The 25,247-nt window shown below is 65.5% G+C and carries 23 protein-coding genes; 8 read left to right on the top strand and 15 right to left on the bottom strand.

Going from position 1 to position 25,247, the window contains the following annotated elements:
• Positions 1 to 141: 141 nt before the first annotated feature.
• The 4 genes from VHO04_RS10075 to VHO04_RS10060 form a co-directional block, all read right to left on the bottom strand.
• On the bottom strand, positions 142 to 1,248 hold the full coding sequence (locus tag VHO04_RS10075; protein WP_329628204.1) for a spermidine/putrescine ABC transporter substrate-binding protein: 1,107 nt from the start codon (positions 1,246 to 1,248) through the stop codon (positions 142 to 144).
• 93 nt (positions 1,249 to 1,341) lie between these two features.
• A complete protein-coding gene (locus VHO04_RS10070) occupies positions 1,342 to 2,733 on the bottom strand; it encodes a glutamine synthetase family protein (protein WP_329628203.1) in 1,392 nt (463 codons plus the stop codon).
• 14 nt (positions 2,734 to 2,747) lie between these two features.
• Complete coding sequence (locus VHO04_RS10065) at positions 2,748 to 4,010, bottom strand: FAD-binding oxidoreductase (protein ID WP_329628202.1); 1,263 nt, start codon at positions 4,008 to 4,010, stop codon at positions 2,748 to 2,750.
• Positions 4,011 to 4,183: 173 nt separating this feature from the next.
• A complete protein-coding gene (locus VHO04_RS10060) occupies positions 4,184 to 5,530 on the bottom strand; it encodes a glutamine synthetase family protein (protein ID WP_329628201.1) in 1,347 nt (448 codons plus the stop codon).
• A 551-nt stretch (positions 5,531 to 6,081) separates the two neighbouring features.
• On the opposite strand from VHO04_RS10060, the gene VHO04_RS10055 reads away from it, so the two are divergent.
• Positions 6,082 to 7,395, top strand: coding sequence for an aspartate aminotransferase family protein (locus tag VHO04_RS10055; protein WP_329628200.1), 1,314 nt, complete (start codon positions 6,082 to 6,084; stop codon positions 7,393 to 7,395).
• 413 nt (positions 7,396 to 7,808) lie between these two features.
• Here the strand turns inward: VHO04_RS10055 and VHO04_RS10050 are convergent, their stop codons facing one another.
• Complete coding sequence (locus tag VHO04_RS10050) at positions 7,809 to 9,032, bottom strand: ATP-binding protein (protein ID WP_329628199.1); 1,224 nt, start codon at positions 9,030 to 9,032, stop codon at positions 7,809 to 7,811.
• Positions 9,033 to 9,182: 150 nt separating this feature from the next.
• On the opposite strand from VHO04_RS10050, the gene VHO04_RS10045 reads away from it, so the two are divergent.
• Together VHO04_RS10045 and VHO04_RS10040 are read left to right on the top strand one after the other, a co-directional pair.
• A complete protein-coding gene (locus VHO04_RS10045) occupies positions 9,183 to 9,596 on the top strand; it encodes a hypothetical protein (protein WP_329628198.1) in 414 nt (137 codons plus the stop codon).
• Between the two features lie 48 nt (positions 9,597 to 9,644).
• Positions 9,645 to 10,646: a fumarylacetoacetate hydrolase family protein gene (locus tag VHO04_RS10040; protein WP_329628197.1), complete on the top strand. Its 1,002-nt coding sequence runs from the start codon at positions 9,645 to 9,647 to the stop codon at positions 10,644 to 10,646.
• 70 nt (positions 10,647 to 10,716) lie between these two features.
• Here VHO04_RS10040 and VHO04_RS10035 read toward each other — a convergent pair whose 3' ends face one another.
• The 7 genes from VHO04_RS10035 to VHO04_RS10005 form a co-directional block, all read right to left on the bottom strand.
• Complete coding sequence (locus tag VHO04_RS10035) at positions 10,717 to 11,760, bottom strand: type II secretion system F family protein (RefSeq protein WP_329628196.1); 1,044 nt, start codon at positions 11,758 to 11,760, stop codon at positions 10,717 to 10,719.
• Positions 11,761 to 11,770: 10 nt separating this feature from the next.
• Positions 11,771 to 12,742 carry a type II secretion system F family protein gene (locus VHO04_RS10030; protein ID WP_329628195.1) on the bottom strand — a complete coding sequence of 324 codons (972 nt, stop codon included), beginning with the start codon at positions 12,740 to 12,742 and terminating at the stop codon, positions 11,771 to 11,773.
• Between the two features lie 69 nt (positions 12,743 to 12,811).
• Positions 12,812 to 14,089 carry a pilus assembly protein CpaE gene (locus VHO04_RS10025; protein WP_329628194.1) on the bottom strand — a complete coding sequence of 426 codons (1,278 nt, stop codon included), beginning with the start codon at positions 14,087 to 14,089 and terminating at the stop codon, positions 12,812 to 12,814.
• Positions 14,086 to 14,733 carry a CpaD family pilus assembly protein gene (locus tag VHO04_RS10020; RefSeq protein WP_329628193.1) on the bottom strand — a complete coding sequence of 216 codons (648 nt, stop codon included), beginning with the start codon at positions 14,731 to 14,733 and terminating at the stop codon, positions 14,086 to 14,088. Before VHO04_RS10020 ends, VHO04_RS10025 begins: the two co-directional genes overlap by 4 nt.
• Positions 14,734 to 14,758: 25 nt before the next feature.
• Complete coding sequence (locus tag VHO04_RS10015) at positions 14,759 to 16,234, bottom strand: type II and III secretion system protein family protein (protein WP_329628192.1); 1,476 nt, start codon at positions 16,232 to 16,234, stop codon at positions 14,759 to 14,761.
• Between the two features lies 1 nt (position 16,235).
• Complete coding sequence (gene cpaB, locus VHO04_RS10010; RefSeq protein WP_329628191.1) at positions 16,236 to 17,276, bottom strand: Flp pilus assembly protein CpaB; 1,041 nt, start codon at positions 17,274 to 17,276, stop codon at positions 16,236 to 16,238.
• Between the two features lie 44 nt (positions 17,277 to 17,320).
• Positions 17,321 to 17,779: an A24 family peptidase gene (locus tag VHO04_RS10005; protein ID WP_329628190.1), complete on the bottom strand. Its 459-nt coding sequence runs from the start codon at positions 17,777 to 17,779 to the stop codon at positions 17,321 to 17,323.
• 120 nt (positions 17,780 to 17,899) lie between these two features.
• On the opposite strand from VHO04_RS10005, the gene VHO04_RS10000 reads away from it, so the two are divergent.
• Both VHO04_RS10000 and VHO04_RS09995 read left to right on the top strand, forming a co-directional pair.
• On the top strand, positions 17,900 to 19,030 hold the full coding sequence (locus VHO04_RS10000) for an FAD-binding oxidoreductase (protein WP_329628189.1): 1,131 nt from the start codon (positions 17,900 to 17,902) through the stop codon (positions 19,028 to 19,030).
• A gap of 91 nt (positions 19,031 to 19,121) precedes the next feature.
• Positions 19,122 to 19,298 carry a YegP family protein gene (locus VHO04_RS09995; protein WP_329628188.1) on the top strand — a complete coding sequence of 59 codons (177 nt, stop codon included), beginning with the start codon at positions 19,122 to 19,124 and terminating at the stop codon, positions 19,296 to 19,298.
• A gap of 18 nt (positions 19,299 to 19,316) precedes the next feature.
• Here VHO04_RS09995 and rnhA read toward each other — a convergent pair whose 3' ends face one another.
• From rnhA to ispH, 3 genes are read right to left on the bottom strand one after another with little or no spacing between them, the layout of a single operon-like run.
• Positions 19,317 to 19,769 (bottom strand): ribonuclease HI, encoded by a 453-nt coding sequence (gene rnhA, locus VHO04_RS09990; protein ID WP_329628187.1) that lies wholly within the window; start codon positions 19,767 to 19,769, stop codon positions 19,317 to 19,319.
• The gene (gene thrB / locus VHO04_RS09985) at positions 19,766 to 20,728 is read right to left on the bottom strand and encodes a homoserine kinase (RefSeq protein WP_329628186.1); all 963 of its coding nucleotides are present in this window, start codon (positions 20,726 to 20,728) and stop codon (positions 19,766 to 19,768) included. The genes rnhA and thrB overlap by 4 nt, the downstream gene beginning before the upstream one ends.
• Positions 20,728 to 21,702 (bottom strand): 4-hydroxy-3-methylbut-2-enyl diphosphate reductase, encoded by a 975-nt coding sequence (gene ispH / locus VHO04_RS09980; protein ID WP_329628185.1) that lies wholly within the window; start codon positions 21,700 to 21,702, stop codon positions 20,728 to 20,730. The genes thrB and ispH overlap by 1 nt, the downstream gene beginning before the upstream one ends.
• Before the next feature lie 152 nt (positions 21,703 to 21,854).
• Between ispH and VHO04_RS09975 the strand changes: the two genes are divergently transcribed.
• From VHO04_RS09975 to VHO04_RS09965, 3 genes are all read left to right on the top strand, one after another.
• Positions 21,855 to 22,529, top strand: coding sequence for a hypothetical protein (locus tag VHO04_RS09975; protein ID WP_329628184.1), 675 nt, complete (start codon positions 21,855 to 21,857; stop codon positions 22,527 to 22,529).
• 135 nt (positions 22,530 to 22,664) lie between these two features.
• Positions 22,665 to 24,392 carry an arginine--tRNA ligase gene (argS, locus tag VHO04_RS09970; protein WP_329628183.1) on the top strand — a complete coding sequence of 576 codons (1,728 nt, stop codon included), beginning with the start codon at positions 22,665 to 22,667 and terminating at the stop codon, positions 24,390 to 24,392.
• On the top strand, positions 24,392 to 25,192 hold the full coding sequence (locus tag VHO04_RS09965; protein ID WP_329628182.1) for an SPOR domain-containing protein: 801 nt from the start codon (positions 24,392 to 24,394) through the stop codon (positions 25,190 to 25,192). The genes argS and VHO04_RS09965 overlap by 1 nt, the downstream gene beginning before the upstream one ends.
• The last annotated feature ends 55 nt before the right edge of the window (positions 25,193 to 25,247 follow it).

Below are 25,247 nucleotides of genomic sequence, written 5' to 3'. Positions count from 1 at the left end.
CCTCCAGACTATGATGCGTTGGCGATATTACGCTCCGTCATTGCGAGCGGAGCGAAGCAATCCAGGGCGGTTTGCGCCCGCTCTGGATTGCCGCGGGCCTTCGGCCCTCGCAATGACGAGGCTGGTGAACGCGCCCACGGCTTACGCCGCCCGCACCTTGGTGAAGGCTTCCTCGTAGAGCGGCTGCAGCTTTTCGTTGAACTTCGCATATTCGCACCGCGCGAGGGCGTCGGCGGGTGGATAGATGACGGGGTTGTTCTTGTAGCTGTCGGGCATCAGCGCCTTGGCCGCGGCATTGGGGGTCGGGAAGAGGATCGTTTCGGTGATCTTCTTGTCGACCTCGGCATCGAGCATATAGTTGATGAACGCGTGCGCGTTCCTCGGGTGCGGTGCGCCCTTCGGGATGGCGAGCGTGTCCGAATTGAACTGGCTGCCTTCCTTCGGGATCACGAAATCGAGGTCGTCGTCCTCGGTCATCACCTGCGCGATGTCGCCATTATATTCGAGCACGACGTCGCAATCGCCCTTCATCAGCAGATCCTGCCCGTCGTCCTCGTGGAATTTCTTCACATAGGGTTTCTGCTTGATCATCATCGCCGAGATCATCTCGATATCGGCGGGGGTGAGGGCATTGACCGACTTGCCGAGATATTTGCCGTAGAGGCGGTACATGTCGCCCGCCTCGGACAGCCAGGCGATGCGGTCCTTATATTCGTCGCTGTCGAACAGCACCTTCCAGCTATCGGGCTTCGTCTTCACCTTCGACTTGCGATAGCCGATGCCGAGCACCAGCCAGGTATAGGGCATCGAGAATTTGCGGCCCGGGTCGTAATCGACGTTCATGAAGCTCGGGTCGATATTCTTGATGTTCGGAATCTGCGCATGGTCGAGCGGCTGGAGCATGTCGGCGCGGATCATGCGCTCGACGAAGTCGTTCGACGGGACGATCACGTCATAGCCGGGATTGCCCGCCTTGAACTTCGCGAACAATGTGTCGTTGCTGTCGAACAGGTCCATCGTGACGTCGACGCCGGTCGCGGTCTTGAAATCGTCGAGCGTCGTTTCGCCGATATAGGTGTCCCAATTATAGAAGTTGAGCTTGGCTTCCTCGCCGTTCGCGAGCTTCTTGCCTTCGCCCTTGCCGCACGCCGCGAGGCCGCCGAAGCTGATCCCGACCGCCGCGACTCCCAGCGCCTGAAGCAATGAGCGGCGACCGCGGTTTTGCCCCAACATGTCTTTCAGATCCATGGCCGGCCTCCCTGTTCCAATGGGTCAAGCTGACTCAATAATGGCGGGTTGGAAAGAGGCTATTTTGCGGCTTCACGCAAATTTTTGAATGGATCAGGCGTTGCGGAGATACCAGTCGTAATCGAGCGTCGGAACGACGCTGAAATAATTGTCCTGCTCGACGCGCTTCACGATACTGAACATATCGACGAAGCGGTCGCCGAGATAATCGCGCATCAGCGCCGAGGCGTGAAAGCGATCGACCGCGGCGAACCAGTTCGACGGCGGCTTGTCACCGCCGCTGTTCTCGCGGTCATAGCCATTGCCGACGACCGCCGCGCCGGGATCGGTCCTGTTCGTCATCCCGTGATGCATCCCCGCCAGCACCGCCGCGGCCGCGAGATAGGGGTTGGCGTCGGCGCCGCAGGCGCGATGCTCGACATGGCGGCTCGCGGGCGGCCCCGCCGGAATGCGGAAGGAGACGGTGCGGTTGTTGACGCCCCAGGTCGGCGCGACGGGGGCGTAGCTGTTCGCCTTGAAGCGGCGATAGCTGTTCGCGTGCGGCGCGAAAAGCGCGAAGCCGTCGCCGACGCTGGCGATCATCCCGCCGATCGCATGGCGCAGCGCCGGCGTGCCCTCGGGATCGTCGCTGGCGAAGATGTTCGCGCCGCTCGCGTCATCGACCGAGACGTGGATGTGCATCCCGCTGCCCGCCTGCTCGGCGAAGGGCTTCGCCATAAAGGTCGCCTCGAGGCCGTGCGCTTGCGCGACCGCCTTGACCAGCCGCTTGTACATGATCGCATCGTCGCAGGCGCGCAGGCCATCGGGCTTGTGGCGCAAGGTCAACTCGAACTGGCCCGGCGCAAACTCCGAAATCGCGCTTTCGAGCGGCAGACCCTGCCCATCGGCCGCGGTGTAAAGCGCGTCGAAGAAGGGCCGAAAATCGTCGAGTTCGCGCAGGCCATAGACTTCGACGTTGCGCGGCGTATCGCGGCTATAGCCGGGGCGGGCGGGGCGGATCGACCCGTCGCGTGCGCGGCGCGGATCGACGAGGTAATATTCGAGTTCGATCGCGAGCACCGGCATCAGCCCGTCAGCGACGAAGCGGTCGAGCACGCGGCCGAGGACATGGCGCGGATCGAGGTCGTGCGGGGCGCCGTCGAGTTCGTAGAAGCTGGTCAGGAATTGCGCGGCATGATCGCCGCCCCAAGGGGTGCGGACGAGCGTGCCGGGAACCGGCTTCATCGAGCGGTCGGCGTCGCCATCCTCCCACACAAGGCCGGTCTCGACCGTGTCCTGCCCGGTGATGTCGACGACGGTGATCGACCCCGGCATCATCCGGCCGCTGTCATAGACCGCGAGCACTTCGTGCCGGCGCAGCCGCTTGCCGCGCGGGACGCCGCCCATGTCGGTATAGATGAGCTCGATCGAATCGATGTCGGGATGGGCCGCGAAAAAGGCTTCGGCTTCCGACCTCGGGGCGATCACGCCCGATGACTTCGACATGGATTTACGCTCCTTCACCCTAACCGGTCGCGCAGCGCATACCAGAGCAGGCCGAGCGTAGCGAGAGGGCGCCGGAGCCATTTGCCGCCGGGAAACGGCCGCGACGGCAGGCTCGCCAGCACGTCGAACCGTTCAGCGGTGCCGGCGAGCGCTTCGGCGATCAGTTCTCCCGCGAGCGTCGTCACCAATGCGCCGTGCCCCGAAAAGCCGTGCGCGAAGAAGATATTTCCACGCCGCCCGATATGCGGCAGCCGGTTTCGTGTCACCGCGACCGCGCCGCCCCAGCCATAATCGATCTTCGCCTCTGCGATCTGCGGAAAGACCTCGGCCATGAACGGCCGCACGAAGGCGGCGATGTCGCGCGGCGGCGTCTGCGAATAGCGCTCGCCGCCGCCGAAGATCAGCCGCTTGTCGGCCGAAAGACGGAAATAGTTGAGCACGAACCGGCTGTCGGCGACCGCGGCGTCGCTGGGGAGCAACTCATCGGCGTTCGCGAGCGGCGCGGTCGCGATATTATAGTTCATGATCGGCACGGTGTAGCGGCCGAGATCGGGCTCGACCTCGCCGATCCAGCTATCGGTCGCGTCGATGAAATAGCGCGCCTCGACCGATGCGTCGCGGGTGAGCAATTCGCCGGGGTTGAAATCGAAGAGCCCGGTGACGCGCTCTTTTTCGATGATGCGAACGCCGGCGGCTTCCGCGGCTTTCGCCAGTCCAAGCGCATAATTCAACGGATGGAAATGCCCGCCCTGCGGATCGTGGATGCCGCCATGATAGAGCGGGCTCGCGATATGGGCGCCCATATCGGCCTTCGCGACGATATCGCCTGCATAGCCGAAGCGGTTGGCGAGATAATCGGCCTCGCGCTGCATTGCGCCCCAATCCTTCGGCGTCCACGCCGCCTCCAGATGGCCGGTTTTGAGATCGCACGCGATGCCGTGCCGAGCGATCCGCGCTTTCACCCGATTGTCGCGCCAGCAGAGGTCGAACAGCGCATCGGCGCGTTCGCGGCCGAATTCTTCTTCCAGTTCGGACGCCGTCCAGCGGAGGCCGGGAATCAATTGCCCGCCGTTGCGTCCCGAGGCGCCGAAGCCGATATGCTCGGCTTCGAACAAGATCACCGAAAAGCCCCGCTCGGCGCAAGCCAGCGCGGCGCTGAGACCGGTGAAGCCGCCACCGATCACTGCCACGTCGCACGCCAGTTCGCCATCGAAGGGGCGCGGCCGCCAATCCTGCGCGGTCGCGGCGTAATAGCTGTCGGCGAGCAGATCGCTCATGGACGAGCCAACCTCCTAATTCCGTTCGCGTCGAGCGAAGTCGAGACGCCCATCATGCCTGCACGGCGTCTCGACTTCCGGCCAAAGCCGGAAGTTTATCCTGAGCGCCGCCGCAGGCGGCGTCGAAGGGCTCGACGCGAACAGGGAGGAAGGGTTCGGAAATCATCGCTTGGTCACACCCGCATCAGCAGATGCTCGCGCTCCCAGCTCGACACCACCGACTGATAGTTGAACAACTCGTGATCCTTCACCGCGAAGAATATCTCGAAGAAATCGTCGCCGAGCAGGCCCCGCACCTTTTTGCACGCGGCGAAACGGTCGAGCGCCGCCTCCAGCGTGCGCGGCAGGGTGCGCGCGCGGTTGTAGGCGCTGCCGCTGATCGGTTTGGCGGGAACCATGCGGTCGACCATGCCGATATAGCCGCAGATCAGCGAGGCGGCGATCGCGAGATAGGGATTGCTGTCGGCGCCGGGCAGGCGGTTTTCGACGCGGCGGTTCGCCTTGTCGGAAATCGGCACCCGAAATCCGCACGACCGATTGTCCTCGCCCCACTGGACATTGATCGGCGCCGCGCTGTCGGGGCGCATCCGGCGAAAGCTGTTCACATTCGGCGCCCATAGCGGAGAGATTTGCGGCATATAGCGCACCAGCCCGGCGATATAGCTGCGGAACATCGCGCTATCGCGGCCGTTGGCGGTGGAGAACAGGTTCCTGCCGGTCGCGGCATCGACGACCGACTGGTGGATATGCATCGCGCTGCCCGGCTGGCCCGCCATCGGGTTCGCCATGAAGGTCGCATAGACATTGTGCTGCTTCGCGACATTGCGCACCACGCGCTTGAACAGGAACACCTCGTCGGCAAGGCGGAGCGGGTCGCCGTGGATGAAATTCACCTCGAGCTGCGCGGCGCCCATTTCGTGAATCATCGTGTCGATATCGAGCCCCATCAGCTCGCAATCGTCATAGATATGATCGATGATGTCCTCATATTCGTTCATCGCCTCCAGCCCATAAGGCTGGCTCGCGGTTTCGCTGCGGCCCGATTCGCCGGTGGGCGGAGTCAGCGGGAAATCAGGGTCGGTGTTCGGGGAGACGAGATAGAATTCGACCTCGGGCGCGATGATCGGTTGCCAGCCCTTGCCCGCATAGAGGTCGAGCACCTTTTTCAGGATCGTCCGCGGCGCGATATCGACCTCGCTTCCGTCGCCGTTATAGGCATCGGCGATCACGAAGGCGGTGGGCGATTTGAAGCCCGGCGCGATGCAGATGGTGTCGGGATCGGCGAGCAATATCTTGTCGGGATCCTTGTCCCAGATATCGTCGATATCCTCGGGATAATTGCCGTCGATCGTGCAGATGAAGACGCTGCCGGGGATGCGCAGCGACTTGTCCTTGACCGACGAAAGAAACTTCTTCGCGGGCAGCACCTTGCCGCGCTGGACCCCGTTGATGTCGGGGACGATGCATTCGACCTCGTCGATCGCGTGCTCGCTGATCCATTGTTCCAGATTGACCGCCATGCGCCCCCGATTGGGCCGAGGAGCCGGCCCGCTTGTGGAAGGCCAGCCTATCGCAACCCCGGACGAAGCGCCAGAGGGGCCGTTATCGGCCATTTTTCCGTGGAGTATTTGGTAGGCGGAATGTCTGCTTTCGACCGGAAGCGGACAAGGTATCCTCCCCGGCACGGGGAGGGGGACCACCGAAGGTGGTGGAGGGGCAGGTGCGTCATGGCGCGATTTTTCTGGATCGAAGTGTAAATCGAGGGTGCCCCTCCACCATGCTTCGCATGGTCCCCCTCCCCGTGCCGGGGAGGATCGGCAACGTCCCCTCCCCACCCCAATGCCGCCATCCCGTCACCCGATTTTTCGCTGTCCTACTTTGTCTGGGCGCGATAGCGTCGCATGATGTCGATGTCCTGTCCTTCCGTCATGATCGCGATGCCTGCCGCGTCTGTTGCGCCGCGTAGCGAGCGGGCAGAAAATGAAGATCACATAAGGCTGAACTTTATTGAACTTTGGGGCTGACAGAATGATGGCCCTTCGCCGTCCTCGGCGAGGCATGGAGATGATCGATGAGGGGTGACAACGACCAGATGGCGGCCTTCTGGATGCCCTTTACCGCGAACCGTTCGTACAAGGCGCACCCGCGCCAGCTCGTCGCGGCGAGCGGGATGTATTATCAGTCGGGCGACGGGCGGCAGATCCTCGACGGCACCGCGGGCCTCTGGTGCAGCAACGCCGGCCATTGCCGGCCCGAGATCACCGAGGCAATCGCCAAGGCGGCGGCAACGCTCGATTTCGCGCCGACCTTCCAGCTCGGTCACCCGGCGCCGTTCGAGCTGGCGCAGCGGCTCGGCGCGCTGATGCCCGCGGGGCTCGACCGCATCTTCTTCACGAACAGCGGGTCGGAATCGGTCGATACCGCGCTCAAGATTGCGCTCGCGGTGCAGCGCGCCAAAGGACAGGGGACGCGTACCCGGCTGATCGGGCGCGAACGCGGCTATCATGGTGTCGGCTTCGGCGGGATCAGCGTCGGCGGCATCGTCAGCAATCGCCGGACTTGGCCCGGGCTTCCCGGCACCGACCATCTTCGCCATACGCACGACCTGGCGCGCAACGCCTTCACGCGCGGCTTTCCGCCGCATGGCGCCGAGCTGGCCGACGACCTCCAGCGCCTCATCGACCTCCACGGGGCGGAGACGATCGCGGCGGTGATCGTCGAGCCGATGGCGGGCTCGACCGGGGTGCTGTTGCCGCCCGCCGGCTATCTTCAGCGGCTGCGCGAGATTTGCGACCGCCACGGCATCCTGCTGATCTTCGACGAGGTGATCACCGCCTTCGGCCGCGTCGGCGCCGCGACCGCGGCGGAGGCGTGGAATGTCACCCCCGACATCATCACGATGGCGAAGGGGCTGACCAACGCCGCAGTGCCGATGGGTGCGGTCGCGGTGAAGCGCGAGCTGCACGACGCGGTGATCGACAGCGCGCCGGGCGGGATCGAGCTGTTCCACGGCTACACCTATTCGGGGCATCCGCTCGCCAGCGCGGCGGGGCTGGCGACGCTCGACCTCTATGCGCGCGAAGGGCTGTTCGAGCGCGCCAACGACCTAGCCGCTTATTGGGAGGAGGCTGCGTTCAGCCTGAAAGGCCGGCGCCATGTCATCGACATCCGCACCGTCGGGCTGGTGGCGGGCATCGAGCTCGAACCGCGGCCCGGCGCGCCGACCGCGCGTGCGATGGAATTGTTCCATGCCTGCTTCGACAATGGCCTGCTCGTCCGCGCGACCGGCGACATCCTCGCGCTGTCGCCGCCGTTGATCGTCGAGAAGAGCCAGATCGACGAGATGTTCGGCAAGCTGGGGGAACTGGTCGAGAGCGTCGAATAGGGAGCGGTCGCTTGCGACCGATTGCGGCCCTATCTTCTCCCCTCCCTGAAAGGGAGGGGGCGGGGGTGGGTGGCCGCTGAAGGCGGCGCTCTTCCTTCCGGCTCGCTACGCTCGCTACCCACCCCTAACCCCTCCCTTTCAGGGAGAGGAATATTCGCTCCCCACCCCAAAGCCGACATCGGCTTCAAATAGGCCTTTCCTACATTATCCGGCTGTGTCAGCTTTTATCTGGCTCTTTCATTTGGCGGATAAAAGCGGTCGCGGTCCAGTTTGCGGGTACGGCCAAGGCCGGGCGTGCCAGACGCGTTCCACATATTGCGAGGCCGCAATCGGGGCGATGTAATAGGCTGAACTTTCCTGAACTTTGGAAGGATGACGCGGGCCTTCCCAAATCGGATGTCGCGCGTCCGATCCTATTCTTCCGCCAGTGGGAAGGCCACTGACACCCGCGTCCCCTTGCCGAGCTCGCTTTCGATATCGAGCAGCCCCTGATGACGTTCGCTGATGTGCTTGACGATCGCGAGGCCGAGGCCGGTGCCGCCGACCGAGCGGCTGCGCGCTTCGTCGACGCGGTAGAAGCGCTCGGTCAGGCGCGGGAGATGATCGGGGGCGATGCCGTCGCCTTCGTCGCTGACCGACAGGCGGATGCGCTGTCCTTCGCGGGTGAGCGCGACCGTTACCGGCGTGCCGGCGCGGCCATATTTCATCGCGTTCGAGATGATGTTGTGCGCCAATTGGCCGAGCTGCGCTTCGTCGCCGAGCATCGGCTGCGGTTCGACTGCGAACTGCGCGACGATGTCCCTGGGGCGAGCGGCCTCGCTGTCCTGCAATTGCGCGATCGTCCTGCGCACGATCGCGGCGAGATCGACCGGCGTCGTCGGACGACGGAAGCGGTCGGCCTCGACTCGCGAGATCGACAAAAGATCGATGACGAGTTGTTGCATCCGCCCGGCTTCGCGCTCGATGATCGAAAGGAAGCGGTGGCGCATCGGGCCGTCGCCTTCGCCGTTCATGTCCTGCAACGTCTCGACATAGCCGAGAATGGCGGCGAGCGGCGTGCGCAGCTCGTGGCTGGCGTTGGCGACGAAATCCGACCGCATCCGGTCGGCGGCGTCGATCGCCGAGCGGTCGGACAGAAAGATGATCCGGTCGCCCCCCGACAGGGCCGCGACGCGCATCGTCCAGCGCTGTCCCGGACGCGGAAAATCGACGAGATTCAATGTTTCGAGCGGCACCTCGCCACCGATGCGCGCCAGCCATTCGGTCGCGGCGGGATGCCGGATCGCGGTGCGGACGTCTGCACCGACGATGTGCCGGCCGAGCAGGCGCACCGCGGCATCATTGGCGATCGTCACGATCGCGCCGTCGACCCCGATCAACGGTTCCTGCTCTTGATCGACCCAGAGCGCGAAATCGGTGTGGCGTAGCAGCGAGCGCGGGGGCGCTTCGGCGGGAAGGGGCAGTTGTGGTTCGGGAAGCGGTGCGGGGAGCGCGGCATAGACCGTCGCCGCACCGAGGACGCCCGCGAGCGCGAGGATTACGATCGTCAGCGCGCCGCCGCCCGCCAGCGCGGCGAAGATCGCGGCGACCGCGATCAGGGTCAGGGCGGCGACAAGGCTCGAAAGGCGATCGAACATCGCCTCCGCGCCTCGCATGAAGCCGGGCGCCGCGCAAGGATGTTCGCGGCCGTTAACGCATGTCCGGCAAATGTCCCATTGCGGGAAGCGCGGCAAGCGGCGGTGGTCTTTCGCTTTTCCTGACCGCCACGTTGGGCTATGCGCTTCGCGATGGAAAACAGCGATATCCCGGCCGAAAATCCCGTTCAGGACGAAGAAGGCGTGCCGTCGCGGCGCCGGATGCTCGCGCTGGGCGCGGTCGGCGTGTCGGCGGCGCTGACGATCCGCCCCGCCTTTGCCCAGACCGCGGTGTCGGTGATGAACTGCGAGATTCCGGTGCCGGGGCCGACCGGTGCCGGTCAATATATCGACGCGGGCGGCAAGCTGGTGCCGGCCGGGACCAAGGGCGCTTTCCCCGGCTCGCCGCGTCCCTTTACCGGCGAAGAGGTCAAGCGCGCGTTTCGCGGCCAGCCGCTCCCCGGCGCGACCTACAACCAGTCGCAGGCCTATCTTCAATATATCCGGCGCTTGCAGGCGGGGCAGAGCGGCTTTACCTGTTTCGCATCGATTCAGATGCCGCGCTGATCATCCCGTCTCGGGCGATGAGCGGCATCGCCAGACAAAGGGATGTTTGTGAAACTAGCTTCGCTCAAAGCCGGCCGCGACGGGCGGCTGGTCGTCGTGTCCGACGATCTCGCCTGGTATGCCGACGCCGGCCAGATCGCGCCGACGATGCAATATGCGCTCGACAATTGGGCCTATGCCGCGCCGCGCCTTGCCGCGCTGGCCGAAGACCTTAATCACGATGCGATTCCCAAGGAGCGGTTTCACGAGCGCGACGCCGCCTCGCCGCTGCCGCGCGCCTATCAATGGGCCGACGGCAGCGCCTATGTGAACCATGTCGCGCTGGTGCGGCAGGCGCGCGGAGCGGAGATGCCCGACAGCTTCTGGCACGACCCGCTGATGTATCAGGGCGGCAGCGACGCTTTTCTGGCGCCGCGCGATCCGATTCCGCTCAGCGATCCGGCCTGGGGTTGCGATATGGAGGCCGAGGTCGTCGTCGTCACCGGCGACGTGCCCGCGGGGATCGACCCGGTCGCGGCGCGCGAGCATATCCTGCTCGTCGGGCTGACCAACGACGTGTCGCTGCGCGGGCTGATCCCAGCCGAACTCGCCAAGGGGTTCGGCTTCTTCCAGTCGAAGCCGTCGAGCGCGATGTCGCCGGTGTTCGTGACGCCCGAGGCGCTCGGCGACCGCTGGCAGAACGGCAAGCTGCAGGGCGCGCTGTGTGTCGATCTCAACGGCCAGCCGCTCGGCCGCGCCGACGCGGGGGTCGACATGACCTTCGACTTCGGCCAGCTCATCGCGCACGCCGCGAAGACGCGCAACCTCGGCGCGGGGACGATCATCGGGTCGGGCACGGTGTCGAACCGCGACGCCGACGGGGGCCCCGGCAAGCCGATCGGCGAGGGCGGGCTCGGTTATTGCTGCCTCGCCGAGGTGCGGACGGTCGAGACGATCCTGCAAGGCGAACCGAAGACGCCCTTCATGCAGCAGGGTGATGTCGTGCGGATCTGGATGGACGACGAGCGCCATCACAGCATCTTCGGCGCGATCGAGCAGCAGGTCGGCTGATGCGAAAAAGGGCGGGATCGCTCCCGCCCTTCGTCGTCATGGCCCTCATCGTCGCATGGATCGGTTGCGGTCAGCTTTTCGCGCCGAACCCACCACCCGACATTGCATCGCTCAGCGAACAAGCCGCCGGGCCGAGAATGACGATGAACAGCACCGGCAGGATGAACAGGATCAGCGGCACGGTCATGATCGCAGGAAGGCGCGCGGCCTTTTCCTCGGCGCGCATCATGCGTTCGTTGCGGAATTCGGCCGACAGGACGCGCAGCGCGCTCGCGAGCGGCGTGCCGTATTTCTCGGTCTGGATCATGGTCGTCACGACGCCCTTCACCGAATCGAGATTGACGCGGTAGGCGAGATTTTCGAACGCCTGCCGGCGCTCGGTCAGAAAACCGAGCTCGATCGAGGTCAGCGCGAATTCCTCGCCCAGTTCGGGATAGGCGCGGCCGAGTTCCTTCGCGACGCGCGAGAAGGCGGCATCGACGGTCAGGCCCGCCTCGGCACAGATCACGAGCAGATCGAGCGCGTCGGGCAAGCCCTTGCGGATCGCGTCGGTGCGCTTTTGTCGCTTGTTCTGCACGAACAGATCGGGCGCCTTATAGCCCAGGATCAGCGCGGCCATCGTAAAGCCGGAGCGCTTGAACGGCGTCATGTCGGGCCACATGTCGACCCAATAGATCAGAAAGGCCGCGAGCCCGCCGAACAGGATCGGCAGCACGAGGCGGCCGAAGATGACGGTGACCGCCAGATCCTTCGACCGGATGCCGGCCTGCGCCAGCTTTTGCTGGACCTCCTGGATCTGCCCTTCCTGCAATACCTGCAACCGCCCGAGGAAGGTGCGCATCTTGTCGGCCGTCTGATTCTTGCGAACCAGCTTCGCGCGGCGCTTGGCGGTCGAGGCGGTGATCCCGGCCTTGAGCTGTTCGCGGCGGTCGTTGAGCGCCTTGACGCGCTTTGCCATCGGGTTGCGAACGGTCAGCGCGCCATAGATGGCGAAGAGTACCGCGCCGACGCCGACCGCGGCCAGCATCGTTGCCGCCCAGACGACGTCGACGCCCATCAGCGTCGGGCCGGCCTGCGCCCCGGAAAATGCGGCAAGGAGGAAATTGCTGTTCATCTGCCGCCCTTCAAACCTCGAAGCTGATCATTTTTTTCATGATGAACGCACCGATGCTCATCCAGATGAGCCCTCCGATTCCCGCGATGATCAGGCGCTGTTCGGAGAAAAAGCCCGCAAGATAGGAGGGGTTCATCGTCCACACGATGCCGAAGACGAAGAAGGGCAGGGCGCCGACGATATAGGCCGAGGCCTTGGCTTCCGATGACATGGCACGGATTTTCAGCTTCATTTGCGCGCGCTTGCGCAGAACCTCGGACAGGTTGGCGAGCGTTTCGGCCAGATTGCCGCCCGTCTCGCGCTGGATCGCGATAGTGATGCAAAAGAACTGGAATTCGGGCGTGCCGATCATTTCGGCGGTTTCCTGAAGCGCGGCCTCCATCGTGTTGCCGATGCGGATCCGCTCGATCACGCCCTTGAATTCCTCACCGACCGGACCGGGCAATTCCTGACTGACGACCTGAAAGGTTTCGGTGACCGGAAGGCCCGATTTCAAACCGCGAACGAGCAGGTCGATGGCGTCGGGAAAGCGGGTGTTGAACTTCTGGACGCGCTTCGCGATCACCCTGCCGATATAGGCGTGGGGCAGGCCGATGCCGACCATCAGTCCCGCCATCGCGGCGAGTAGGAAAGGGGTGCGCATAACGAGCAATCCCCCGGTCGCGACGACGAACAGGCCCATGCACCAGAAGATATATTGGGTGAGGTTCCAGCCCTTGCCCGTACGGCGCAGGCGCTTTTCCATCAGGTCGCGGCGCGGCACCAGGTCAGAGAGGCTGCTTCCGCCTCCGCTGCCGGCCGCCTGGATCGTTTTGCGCATCTGCGCCGCGACGACCGCCTCGGTCGATGCGGCATGACGATCGCGCACCGATGCGAGCCGGCGGGCTTTCGCCTTGCCGGCCGACGGACCCGCCAGGGCGAGACCCAGCATGGCAAGCGCCGCGAAGGCGGCGGTAACGATCAGGATCATTTGCAGGTTCATGATGGCCCTTTGTCCGCTTCCTGCCTGGAAAACCGCCGCGGCCGGGGCTGTCCGGCCGCCGCAGTTCCCTTATTTTGCGCCCTTTTTGGCGACCAGCGTGCCGAGGCCGCCAAGCTTGCCGAGCAGCGAACCGCCGCTCGCTTTCGCCTTGCCGGTCGCGGCCGCTTCCTCGCCGCTTTCGTCGGCGCCGTCGATGATGAGGCGCATCAGATTGGTCCAGGCCTGGGCGCCCTTGGTGCCCTTGCAGATTTCGGCATAGGATTTGCCGAGTTTCGCGGCCTGGCTGACCAGCTTGGGGTCGAATGGAAGCGTGATGTCGATCGGACGTTCGATTGACGATTCGAATTCCTTGCGCGACAATTCGCCGATGGCATTCTGATACTTGTTCGCGGCCAGGATCACCCGCGCGCCCGGTACGTGCTGCTTGAACCACGAGAGAAGGCGGATGGTGTCGCGTGCCGAGGCGAGCGTCACGTCGCTGACGAGCAGGATCGTACCCGCTTCCTGCACCAGGTGCGGAAAGGGGATCAGGACGTGGCGCGGAATGTCGACGATCGTCATTTCGAACGCGCCGCGCAGTTCCTCCTCGAGCTGGAAGAAGGCCGACCCGTCGGTCATTACCGGCTGATGGATCGGCGCCTCCGCCGACAGCAGGCTGAGCTTGTCGGAGGCGCGCACCATCGCGCGTTCGATGAACAGGCCATCGATGCGGCTGGGGTTGTCGATCGCGTCGATCAGCCCGCGGCCGGGCTCGAGATCGAGCGTCAACGCGCCGGTTCCGAAATGTATGTCGAGATCGAGCAGCGCCGTTTGCCGGCCGCCCTGTTCGCTCATCGCCCAGGCCAGCGACGTCGACACCAGCGACGCACCGACCCCGCCGCGCACGCCGACCACCGCCGTCATGTGATGGGGCTTGTCGTCGTGCATGTCGGCATGTTTCGGCGCCGACAGCATCGCCTGCGCCATGGTGAAGCTTTCACGCACCTGGTCGAGCGACAACGGCTTGAGCAGATAATCCTGAATGCCGCTCGACAGGAGGTCGCGGTACAGGCGAACGTCGTTTACCTGGCCCGCCGCGATGACGACCGTGCCCGGCTCGCAGACTTCGGCGAGCGCATTGATGTCGTTGATCGGATCGCCCGATTCGGACATGTCGACGAACAGGATGTTCGGGCTTGCCGATACCGAAAGCGACTGGACCGCATTGCGCAGCCCGCCCTTGTTGCACTTCTCGATCGGCCAGCCCAGATCGGCGGCGGCGACGCGGATCAACTCCAGCGTATCGTCGTCGCAGACGAAGGCGTTGAACGGATCGCGCAGCCCGGCTGCTTTGAAAGGAGCGTTCACTGGCCGCCTCCGCTGTTGCTCGTTGCCGTCTCCTTGAGTTGACCGGCACCCGTCTGGGGCTTTTCACGATAGGTCTTGATCGCGCGCGTCGCCGCGTTGGGATCGTTGACCGTGGCCCGGTTGCCCTTGATCAGGTCATTGGGGTCGGCGACCATCGCCGCGAGATTGCTGTTCGTCGCGCAGCCATAGTTGGACGAGGTCGCGTTGGTCGGATTGATCGACGACCTGCTCGACCAGTCCGGACAACCCGGCACATGAGCCGAGGCCCGCGTCACGATGACGCGAACATAGCCGGACGGGACCGCGCCGGTCGTCACCGGAACGTCGGAGCTCAGCAGCAGACCGCGGCGTTCGACCATCGCGCGGATCGTCGCCTGCGCCTCGCCTGCGCCGTACATCGACGGATCCTCGATCGAGACGCGGTCGCCATAGCGCACGCCCATGGCATCGAGCCATCCCTGAAGGCGGCCCTGTTCGCTCGGCGCTAGGTCGCCGCTGCCGACGGCGACGTCGAACTGATGGATGCTGTTGCGGACGACCGGCTGGTGGATCGATTCGAGGCTGTGGTTGCTGTTAGCAGCCCCCGTGCAGCCCGCCAGCGACGTTGCCAGTACCAGGGCGGTCCAAGTTGCGATATTCTTCATCACTCTGCTCCCCAAAACCAGCGCGTCACTTGTTGTTCAGGCTGAAGCCCGGCGCGGCTGCGGCGCCGCTGCCGCGGGCGCGATCCGCGTCGTCGATCGTCGTGTCGAGCGTCGGCTTGGGCCGGTCGCCCCCCGTCACGCCGTCGCTCGTCTGGTTGAGCAACAGGCGCTGAAGATCGTTGGCGTCCTGATAGGCATCGGTCGGCAGCTTGATCTCGTTCGCCGACACCGGCTGAACCAGATAAGGCGTGACGACGATGACGAGTTCGGTCTCGCCGCGACGGAAGCTGTCCGACTTGAACAGCGTGCCGAGGATCGGCACGTCGCCGAGGCCCGGAATCTTGTCGATCGCGCCGATCGAGCGATTGTTCATCAGGCCGGCGATCATGAAGCTCTCGCCCGAACCCAGCTCGACCGTCGTTTCGGTGCGGCGGATGGTGAGGGCAGGGATCTGGAACCCCTGCATCTCGATCGCGCCTTCGGTCGACAGTTCCGATACTTCGGGGCGGACGCGCAGGCTGATGCGGCCGTTCGACAGCACCGTCGGCGTATAGGCGAGGCTGACGCCATATTTGCGATATTCGATCGTCGTGCCGGCGAAATTGCCGGGGATCGGAATCGGAAATTCGCCGCCCGCGAGGAAGTCGGCGGTCTCGCCGGACATCGCGGTGAGGTTCGGCTGCGCCAGCGTCGCGACCATGCCCGAACGCTCGCCCAGATCGAGTGAGGCAATCAGGTCCATGCCGAACAGGCGGCCGGCCGCGCCCAGGCTGCTGGTGCCCGGAACCTTGGTGAAGGTGTAGCTGGTCGATCCGTCGGGATTACGCGTGATGGTGCCCGCGCTGCGGCCACGGAACGCATCGCCCACGAAGCCGCCCGTGCGATCCTGCGTCAGCAGGTTGCCGCTGATCTCCTTGACCAGCGAGCGGTTCACTTCGGCGATGCGGACCTGCAAATTGACCTGCAGCGGCGTCGCCGTGCGCAGGCGCGACAGCACCTTGGTCTGATCGCCGACAAACGCCTGAACCAGCCGCTCGGCCTCGGCGGCGTCGTCGGGCGACGCGACCGTGCCGGTGAGCAGCACGAAGCCGTTCATCGTGTTCGACGTGATCTTCGCATCGGGCATCGCCAGCGTCAGCATCTGGTCGATCGTCTCGATATTGTTGCCGACGCGGGCGACGGTCGAATAGACGACCCGGCCGCTGGCGTCGGTCGCATAGATGCTCGTTTCGCCCGGCGCCTTGCCGAAGACATAAAGCTGGCGGCCCGAGCGGACCTGGACGTCGGCGACCTTGTCGTCGGCGACGAAGATGTCGGTCATCGGCGCTGACAGGCTGACCAGGCGGCCGCGGCCGACCGACAGGTCGATGCTGCTGCTGGCATTCTGCGTCGCCTGGGCCGAAGCCTGCTGCGTCGGGGCGGAGATCAGGGTCGCCGCGACCAGGCCGATCGCCAGGGTGCGGGCGAGCGCGGCCGCCTTGAAACGGGTTTTGCTGGTCATCTTACTTACCCCCAACCGGAACTTCGGTCATCTTGTCGCCGCGCGTCACGCGGACCACCGGGCCCCGCGGTGCCGCGGGGGCCCCCATGGTCGCGGGCGACCCGCCGCCGCTGAAGGACTGCTGTTGCGGCTGCTGGCGCGGGGCCGACACGCGGCCGCTCACCGGAACCCAGAAGCGCGAGACGTCGCCGCCCGTGGTGGCCGAGCTTTTGTTCGCGGTCGGCCGTGCGGCGGCTTCGGCGAGCATCTTCTTTTCGGCGGCGGTGCCGCCACCGGCCGGAACATTGACTTCGCCCGACGCGATCGCCGCTTCCAGGTCGCCGCTGTTTTCGGCGAGCGGACGGAGCGCAAGCGACAGCTTGCCCATATTCTGCGCGACGGCGATCTTCTCGGCGATATCGGGCGTCGCCTCGAGCGTTACCGATCCGAAGGTGCGGACCGGCGTCTTGCCGGTTTCATCCTCGGCATCATAGCGCTGGTCCGTCGCCAGGACGCGAACGTTGCGGACGATCGTCTCGGCCGTATAGAGCTCGTCGTCGGGATAGGTGCTGCCTTCCTTGACCTTGAGCTCCTGCGCCAGGACCACGTCGACGCGGTCGCCCGGGAAGACGAAGCCGGCGACACCCTGTTCCTGAGAAACCTTGACCGTCACGGCGCGCATCCCCGGCCCGAGCGCCGCGGCGAGGAAGCCGCGGTCATCGGGATGGACGAGCGCGCCCTGCGTCAGCGGCTGTCCCGCGGTGATCGGATAGCGCACGACGGTGCCGACCAGCGTCTGGACGTCGGTCTTTTCCTTCAGGAAATAGGCCTTCTCGACCAGTTCCTTCGGCCAGGGCTGAAAACGGAAGCTGTCGGGACCGATGATCGTGCCGGTCGGCAGTTGCCGGGTCGCGACCAATATCATCGGTCCGTTGATTTCCGGCGCAGCGGCCGCGCGTGCCACCGGCGTCGATGCGCCGCGCATCATCTGATTGACCCCGAACGCAGCCCCGATCGCAATGACCAGTGCGCCGACGATCAGCATAATCTTTCGTGTATCCACGATTTTCGCCTCCTACGCCGAACCAGAGATGGTGGCGCTTGCCCTCAACTCGATGCGATAGACTGAAACTGGTTAAGATAGTGTTGGTGAAGCGCCCAAAGGCCGGCGATTGCGATCGCGACGCCATAGGGAACCTCTATGACCTTGTCCGAAGGCCGTATTTTCGACTGGATCAGCATGACGGCCGACAGGATACCGCCGCCGATTGCCATGACGGTCAGCATCGGAACGAACAGCGGCAGCGGAATCCACAGCATGACCGCGCCGATCATCTTGACGTCGCCGCCGCCCATCGCGCCGATCGCGAACAATCCGGCAAAGAGCAGGAAAACGGCGAACGCGGCCGCGAACTGCAGCGGAATATCGGGCCAGATCGACCATCCCGCCGCGATCCAGAAGGGGATGGCGAGCAAGGCCATTGCCGCGTTGAGCCCGTTCGAGATGGTACGCGAGCGCAGATCGCTGACCGCCGCGGCGATCATCAGCACGCCGAGAAGAGCCATCAGGCCAAGGGAAATCGAGCCGCTTTGCATCGGCTTTCCTTTACGCATCATGGCTTACCAAAGAGTAACCATATCCCCCGCGCGGGTTGCATTCCGGCGCGCAGCCGATATGCGGCGGCGATGACCGATGCGCTGCCTTCCTCGACCGACGTGCTGATCGTCGGCGCGGGCATCGCGGGGGCCAGCCTCGCTGCTGCGCTGGCGCCCCATCGCCGCACAATGATGATCGAGGCCGAGGATGTTCCCGGTTATCACGCGACCGGGCGGTCGGCGGCCTTCTGGCAGGAAACCTATGGCGGGCCCGGCGTCCAGCCGCTGTCTATCGCGTCGTTCGCCATGTTGCAGGCGCCGCCGCGCGAATTTTCGGCGCGCGGTTTCCTGTCGCCGCGGACTGCCATCAATCTTGCGCGGCGCGAGGATGCAGCGGCGGTCGATGCCTTCGTAGCCGGCTTTGCCGCTCAGGCCGTGCCGATGGAGCGGATGTCGGCGGCCGAAATCGCGCGCCTCGTTCCGGGAAGCCGGTCCGAATGGAGCGAGGCCGCTTTCGAGGCATCGTGCAGCGATATCGACGTCGGCGGGCTCCACACCGCCTATCTGCGCGCGGCGAAGCGCGCGGGCGCAGGGCTGGCGACGCGAGCGCGGCTCGATAGCGCACGCCGCACGGATGCAGGATGGGAGGTTCGTCTGGGGGACGAAACCGTCCGTGCGAACCTGATCGTCAACGCCGCCGGGGCCTGGGCCGACCGGGTCGCCGAAGCGTGCGGCGCCGCTCCGCTGGGCATCCAGCCCTATCGGCGAACCGTCATCCAGCTCCGGCTCGACTATCCGGTGCCCGCCAGCCTGCCGCTGGTGATCGACATCGGCGGAAATTTCTATTTCAAGGGCGAAAGCGAAGGGCGGATCTGGCTCAGCCCGCACGACGAGACGCCGTCGCCGCCCTGCGATGCGGCGCCCGAAGAGATGGATGTCGCGCTGGCGATCGAGCGGCTTCGGCAGGTCGTCGACTGGCCGATTGCGGCTGTCGAGCGGAAATGGGCGGGCCTGCGCAGCTTTGCGCCCGACCGCCTGCCTGTCTTTGGCGTCGATGCGTGCGTTCCCGGTTTCATCTGGTGCGCGGGGCAGGGCGGGTTCGGGATCCAGACCTCGCCGGCGATCTCCGCGTTGCTCGCGGCAGAGCTCGGCGCCCCCGCGCCGGAGGGCGCGATAGGGCGTGTCAACGCAGCGTCCTATGCTCCATCGCGGTTCGCCTGAGCCGCATCTAGCCGCTTGCGCGGCCAGATCGGTGGATTACCATGGGCTTAGCCGCGTCACCCCCGTCGCGGCCTGACCTGTGGAGGATGGCATGGCCCATTATTTCGAGATCAAGAAGAACAAGAAAGGCGAATTTGTCGCCTATTTCAAATATAATAGCGAATCCATCTTCTGGACCGAAGGCTACACCAGCAAGGCTTCGGCGAAGAACGCCATCGAGTCGATCCTCAAGAACGGGCCGGGCGCGGAAGTCCGCGAAGCCGAATAACAGGAAGGGCGCGGGCGTTCAGCGCGCCCGCGCCACTTCCAGCGCGGCGTCGCTCGCCAGCGTGTCGGCCAGTTCATTGTCGCCATGCCCGGCGTGCCCCTTGACCCACAGCCACTCGATGTCGTGCCGCGCCGCCTCGGCGACGAGCCGCTGCCACAGATCGGCGTTGGCGACCGGCTTCTTCGCTGCGGTCTTCCAGCCGTTGCGCTGCCAGCCGTGCACCCATTTGGTGATGCCGTCGCGGACATAGATGCTGTCGGTCGACAGTTCGACATGGCAGCGCCGCTTGAGCGCGGCGAGCGCTTCGATCGCCGCCATCAATTCCATGCGGTTGTTCGTCGTGTCGCGCTCGCCGCCCGCCAGCGTCTTGACCACATCGCCCCAACGTAGCACCGCGCCCCAGCCCCCCGGGCCGGGGTTGCCCTTGCACGCGCCGTCGGTGGCGACGATCACCGTCTTGCCGGTCGTCATGCGGCGGCAAACAGGCTGGCGGCATCGCTCGCCTGATAACGGCGCAGGCGATTGAGAAAGGGCACCGGATCCTTGCGCGTGACAAGCGCGTCGGCCGGGGTGTGTACCCAGTCGTGAGCGCGCGTGAGCAGGAAGCGCAGCGAAGCGCCGCGTGCGAGCAGCGGCAGCGCGGCGATTTCCGCTTCGCTCAGCGCGACCTCGCGTGCATAGCCGCGCATCAGCGCCTGCGCGCGGACGGGATCGCAATGGCTGCCGTCGTCGGAAAAGGTCCATGATGCATGGGTGACCGCAAGGTCATAGGCGCGAAAGTCGCTCGCCGCGAAATAGAAGTCGATGAGCCCCGTCACCGTCTCGCCGAGCATCAGCACATTGTCGGGGAAGAGGTCGGCGTGAATGACGTGTGCGGGAAGATTCTCGGGCCAGTTCGCGTCGAGAAAGGCGAGCTCCGCTTCGACGATATCCTGCAAACCCGAAATCACCGCGTCGAGGTCGCCGGTCGCATCGGCGATCGCGCGCCAGTGGCGGTGGCCCATGCTGTTTTCGCGTCCACCCGGAAAATCGGCGGCGGCGCGGTGTATCGCGCCGAGCGCCGCGCCGACCGCCTCGCACTGGCCCGGCGTCGGATGGCTCGGCGAAATGCCTGGCAGGAACTGGATGATGCAGGCGGCGCGGCCCGCGATCTCCTGGATCGCAATGCCTTCGCGGTCGTGGATCATCGCCGGAACCGGGCAATCGCGCCCCGCGAGATGATCGAGCAGGTCGACGAAGAAGGGCAGGTCGCCGACCTGCACCCGCTTTTCATAGAGGGTCAGGATGAAGCGCCCGCCGCTCGTTTCGAGCAGATAATTGCTGTTCTCGACCCCTTCGGCGATGCCCTTGCACGACCGGACGGTGCCGATGTCGTACCGGGAAACAAGGGTCGCGAGGTCGTCGGGATCGACGTGCGTATAGACCGCCATCAGTCCGCCACCGGCTCGAGCCCGCGCGGCAGTTTGAAGACCATGTTTTCTTCGGCGGTTACCACCACATCCTCGATGATCGGGCGGTGCGCGGCAACGGCGTCGATGACTTCGCGCACCAGCGTTTCGGGCGCGCTAGCGCCCGCGGTGATGCCGAGCGTGGCGATGTCCGCCAGCCAGGCCGGATCGATGTCGCTGCCGCGCTGGACGAGATGCGCCGGGGTGCCCAGCCGCTCGGCGACCTCGACGAGACGCAGGCTGTTCGAGCTGTTGGGAGCACCGATCACGATCATCCGGTCGCAGCGCTGCGCGATCGCCTTCACCGCGTCCTGCCGGTTCGACGTCGCATAGCAGATATCCTCGCCGCGCGGCCCGGCGATCGACGGGAAACGGTGCTGGAGCGCCGCGACGATGTCGCGCGTGTCATCGACCGACAAAGTCGTCTGGGTCAGAAAGGACAGCATGTCGGGATCGGGCGGCGCTAGCGCGGCGACATCGTCGACCGATTCGACCAGAGTCATCGCACCCTCGGGCAATTGGCCGAGCGTTCCGATTACCTCGGGATGGCCGGCGTGGCCGATGAAGATGATGTGGCGGCCGCTCTCGTTCGCGCGTTCGGCCTGGCGATGAACCTTCGAGACCAGCGGGCAGGTCGCGTCGATATAGTCGAGCCCGCGCGCCTCGGCCTTCGCGGGCACCGCCTTGGGCACGCCGTGGGCGCTGAATACCACCGGAACGCCGTCGGGAACCTGATCGAGCGATTCGACGAAAATCGCGCCCTTGGCCTTCAGCGATTCCACGACATAGCGGTTGTGGACGATTTCGTGGCGGACATAGACCGGGGCGCCGAAGCGGATCAGCGCCAGTTCGACGATGCGGATCGCCCGGTCCACCCCGGCGCAAAAGCCGCGCGGCGCCGCGATCAGGACCGCGAGTTCGGCGCTTTCCTGCGCGATCGGTTGGGGAGCGTTCATGGTGCGCGCGCTCTAGCCTAGCTCGGCATATGCGGTAAAGCAGGTTCGTCCGTGTTGCGCCTTGTTCATCGCACCGATAAGAAGCGGCGCGCATGGAGCGTCGGACAGCCGGTTCGTCGGACCTGCCCCGAGATTTGGAAAGCCCGGTTTCTATGATGTTCATCTCCTCTTCGTCCCGCAAACTCGTCGCCATGCTGTGCGGGGGCGCGGCCCTGGCGACGATCGCCGGCTGCGCGAAGGACAATGACATCGACGTGTCGGCGGGCGGCGCGGGGATCACCGCGACGCGCAGCACCTGCCCGGCGGTCGCCGTCCCGGCCTATACGGGCGACATCACCCTGTTCGACCCGGCAACCAGCCGCGACGCGCGCGCGATCGACGTCGTCGCGACGATCACCCACGTCACGCCGCAATGCAACGACGAGGGCGAGAAAGTCTATCAGCTCGCCAATTTCGACGTCGTGGCGACGCGCCGCGACGCGGGCCCCGCGCGCACCGTGACCTTGCCCTATTTCTCGACGGTGGTGCAGGGCGGCACTGCGGTCATCGCCAAGCGCGTCGGCCAGGTCACCGTCAGCTTTGCCGAAGGGCAGCTGCGCGGCACCGGGCACGGCCAGGCCGCCGCCTATGTCGATCGCGCGGCGGCGACGCTGCCCGCCGACATCCGCGAGCGCATCACGCGCAAGCGCAAGGCGGGCGAAGAGGATGCCGCAATCGACCCGCTGAGCATCCCCGAGGTTCGCGCCGCGGTGCAGCGCGCGAGCTTCGAACTGCTCGTCGGCTTCCAGCTCACGCAGGATCAGCTCGAATATAACGTCCGACGATAAGGTTGGCGGCGGCGCGCCCGCGCCGTTCGCTTTCGTTCATGCCCTGCCGCGCCGACGCGAGGCAGGGCTTTTCGCGTGCCCAAAGCTGCGTTAGGGCGCGCGCGACTGTTTTCTTCGCTTCAAGATAGGCCCGCCGTGACCCTGTTCAGCCGTTTTTCCGCCCATATCGACGCCGCGCTCGATGCGCTGGAGGCGCGCGACGCGCTTCCCGCCGGGCTCGACCGGAGCGCGATCAGCGTCGAGCCGCCGCGCGATCCCTCGCACGGCGACGTCGCGACCAATGCCGCGATGGTGCTCGCGAAGCCCGCGGGCACCAATCCGCGCACGCTTGCCGAACAGCTTGCAGTCGAACTCGGCGCGCTCGATGAAGTGACCGAAGCGAGCGTCGCCGGGCCGGGCTTCATCAACCTGCGCCTTGCCGACGATAGCTGGCGGAGCGAGCTCGCGCTGATCCATGCCGAGGGCGGCGATTACGGTCGCTCGGCGATGGGCGAGGGGCGGCGGGTCAATGTCGAATATGTCTCGGCCAACCCGACCGGGCCGATGCACGTCGGCCATTGCCGCGGCGCGGTCGTCGGCGATGCGCTCGCGGCCTTGCTCGAATATGCGGGGCATCGGGTCACCCGCGAATATTATGTCAACGACGCCGGCGCGCAGGTCGACGTGCTCGCGCGCTCGGCCCACATGCGCTATCGCGAGGCGCTGGGCGAGGCCGTCGGCGCGATCCCCGAGGGGCTTTATCCCGGAGATTATCTGAAACCCGTCGCTGCCAAGCTCGCCGCCGAATATGGCGACCTTTATGTCGGCGCGCCCGAGAGCGCATGGCTCGGGCTGTTCCGCGCCGAGGCGGTCAGCGCGATGATGGACATGATCCGCGCCGACCTCGCCAAGCTCGGCATCCATCACGATCTCTTTTCGTCCGAAGCCGAGCTTCAGGCGGAGGGCAAGCCCGCCGCGGCCGAGAAATGGCTGCGCGACCATGATCTGGTCTATGACGGACAGCTCGAAGCCCCGAAGGGCGAAACCCCCGAGGATTGGGAACCGGTCGAACTGCCGCTGTTCCGTTCGACGCAATTCGGCGACGATCAGGACCGGCCGATCAAGAAGTCGGACGGAAGCTGGACCTATTTCGGCGCCGATCTCGCCTATCATTTCCAGAAGAGCCAGGATGCCGACGAACTGATCGACATCTGGGGCGCCGACCATGCGGGGACGGTCAAGCGGATCAAGGCAGCGGTCGCCGCGCTGACTGGCGGCAAGACGCGTTTCGACGTCAAGCTGGTGCAGATGGTCCGGCTGCTCAAGAATGGCGAGCCGTTCAAGATGTCGAAGCGCGCGGGCAATTTCGTCACCCTCGCCGACATTGTCGACGAGGTCGGCAAGGATGCGGTGCGCTTCACCATGCTGACGCGCAAGGCCGATGCGCAGATGGATTTCGACTTTGCCAAGGTCGTCGAGGCGTCGCGCGACAATCCCGTCTTCTATGTCCAATACGCCCATGCGCGGATCGCGTCGCTGAAGCGCAAGCTCGCTGAGGCCGGCGTCGCGGCGGCGGAACCGAACCCGGCGCGGCTCGACGATTATGAGCTCGGCCTCGTCAAGCTGCTCGCGCAATTCCCGCGCATCGTCGAGGCGGCGGCATCGGCGCGCGAGCCGCACCGTATCGCCTTCTACCTCGGCGACCTCGCCGCGGCGTTCCATGCCTGGTGGAACATGGGTAACGACCGGCCCGAAGCGCGTGTCATTTTGGCAAACGACCCCGAACTGACCGCGACGCGGCTTTATTTGGCCGACGGAATCGGGCAGGTTATCCGAAACGGGCTCCACCTGATGGGAGTGGAAGCCCTTGAGGAGATGAGCTGATGGCCGAGGGTAAGGGCGAAACCGCGGAGGAAACGGGCGGCGAGGGACTGGGCCTCGAAGGCGAGGATCGCCTGCCCTGGCTCGAAGCCGCCGACGGCTATGAAGACGATGGCGAAGTGTCCCCGGTCCGCCTGCTGGTGATGGTGCTCGGCGGCTTGCTGCTGATCGGCGCCGTGCTTGGCGCCCTGTGGTGGCTTCAGAACGGCGGCGCGCGCGGGCAGGGCGAACTGATCGCGGCGCAGAAGGGCGATTACAAGATCGCGCCGAAGACCGACGGCGCCAAGACCTTCGAGGGTGAGGGCGACGCGAGCTTCGCCGCGACCGAGGGCGCGGTTCCGGCGGGCAAGGTCGATCCGACGCGGATGCCCGAGGAGCCCGCGGTGACCCCGGCGGAGCGCGAAGCCGCGGCCCGGGCCGAAAAGGCGAAGGCCGACAGCGAAAAGGCGGCCGCGGCAAAGGCCGAGGCGGCGCGCATCGCCGCCGCCGACAAGGGCAAGCCGGGCCCCGCGGCGATGTCGGTCAAGACCGGCGACACGGCGGCGGCGGACAAGGCGCAGGCGGGCGGTTCGGCGACGATCCAGCTCGGCGCGTTCAGCAGCGAGGCCGCAGCGGCGAAAGCCTGGACCAATTTGTCGAAGCGCTTTCCTTATCTGGCCGACCTCGGCAAATCGGTGTCGCCGGCGACGGCGGGGGGCAAGACCGTCTATCGGCTTCGCGCCGCGGCAGGAAGCGCCGCCAACGCCGCCTCGCTCTGCGGAAAATTGCGCGTCGCGGGTGAAAATTGCGTCGTCGTCCGCTGATTCGGCCCGCTTGGCCGCAGAGGACATTGGTTCGTTCCCCCCGCCATGCCATGTT

The sequence above is a fragment of the Sphingopyxis sp. genome (assembly GCF_036261875.1).
Lineage (GTDB): Bacteria > Pseudomonadota > Alphaproteobacteria > Sphingomonadales > Sphingomonadaceae > Sphingopyxis.
Note: the sequence above shows the minus strand (reverse complement) of the source record. Positions and strands in the feature narration are given on the sequence as shown.

Excerpts from the sequence above, each read along its gene's own strand:
- VHO04_RS10075 (WP_329628204.1), bottom strand. The coding sequence starts at position 1,248 with ATGGATCTGAAAGACATGTTGGGGCAAAACCGCGGTCGCCGCTCATTG.
- VHO04_RS10070 (WP_329628203.1), bottom strand. The coding sequence starts at position 2,733 with ATGTCGAAGTCATCGGGCGTGATCGCCCCGAGGTCGGAAGCCGAAGCC.
- VHO04_RS10065 (WP_329628202.1), bottom strand. The coding sequence starts at position 4,010 with ATGAGCGATCTGCTCGCCGACAGCTATTACGCCGCGACCGCGCAGGAT.
- VHO04_RS10060 (WP_329628201.1), bottom strand. The coding sequence starts at position 5,530 with ATGGCGGTCAATCTGGAACAATGGATCAGCGAGCACGCGATCGACGAG.
- VHO04_RS10055 (WP_329628200.1), top strand. The coding sequence starts at position 6,082 with ATGAGGGGTGACAACGACCAGATGGCGGCCTTCTGGATGCCCTTTACC.
- VHO04_RS10050 (WP_329628199.1), bottom strand. The coding sequence starts at position 9,032 with ATGTTCGATCGCCTTTCGAGCCTTGTCGCCGCCCTGACCCTGATCGCG.
- VHO04_RS10045 (WP_329628198.1), top strand. The coding sequence starts at position 9,183 with ATGGAAAACAGCGATATCCCGGCCGAAAATCCCGTTCAGGACGAAGAA.
- VHO04_RS10035 (WP_329628196.1), bottom strand. The coding sequence starts at position 11,760 with ATGAACAGCAATTTCCTCCTTGCCGCATTTTCCGGGGCGCAGGCCGGC.
- VHO04_RS10030 (WP_329628195.1), bottom strand. The coding sequence starts at position 12,742 with ATGAACCTGCAAATGATCCTGATCGTTACCGCCGCCTTCGCGGCGCTT.
- VHO04_RS10020 (WP_329628193.1), bottom strand. The coding sequence starts at position 14,733 with ATGAAGAATATCGCAACTTGGACCGCCCTGGTACTGGCAACGTCGCTG.
- VHO04_RS10015 (WP_329628192.1), bottom strand. The coding sequence starts at position 16,234 with ATGACCAGCAAAACCCGTTTCAAGGCGGCCGCGCTCGCCCGCACCCTG.
- VHO04_RS10005 (WP_329628190.1), bottom strand. The coding sequence starts at position 17,779 with ATGGCTCTTCTCGGCGTGCTGATGATCGCCGCGGCGGTCAGCGATCTG.
- VHO04_RS10000 (WP_329628189.1), top strand. The coding sequence starts at position 17,900 with ATGACCGATGCGCTGCCTTCCTCGACCGACGTGCTGATCGTCGGCGCG.
- VHO04_RS09995 (WP_329628188.1), top strand. The coding sequence starts at position 19,122 with ATGGCCCATTATTTCGAGATCAAGAAGAACAAGAAAGGCGAATTTGTC.
- rnhA (WP_329628187.1), bottom strand. The coding sequence starts at position 19,769 with ATGACGACCGGCAAGACGGTGATCGTCGCCACCGACGGCGCGTGCAAG.
- thrB (WP_329628186.1), bottom strand. The coding sequence starts at position 20,728 with ATGGCGGTCTATACGCACGTCGATCCCGACGACCTCGCGACCCTTGTT.
- ispH (WP_329628185.1), bottom strand. The coding sequence starts at position 21,702 with ATGAACGCTCCCCAACCGATCGCGCAGGAAAGCGCCGAACTCGCGGTC.
- VHO04_RS09975 (WP_329628184.1), top strand. The coding sequence starts at position 21,855 with ATGATGTTCATCTCCTCTTCGTCCCGCAAACTCGTCGCCATGCTGTGC.
- VHO04_RS09965 (WP_329628182.1), top strand. The coding sequence starts at position 24,392 with ATGGCCGAGGGTAAGGGCGAAACCGCGGAGGAAACGGGCGGCGAGGGA.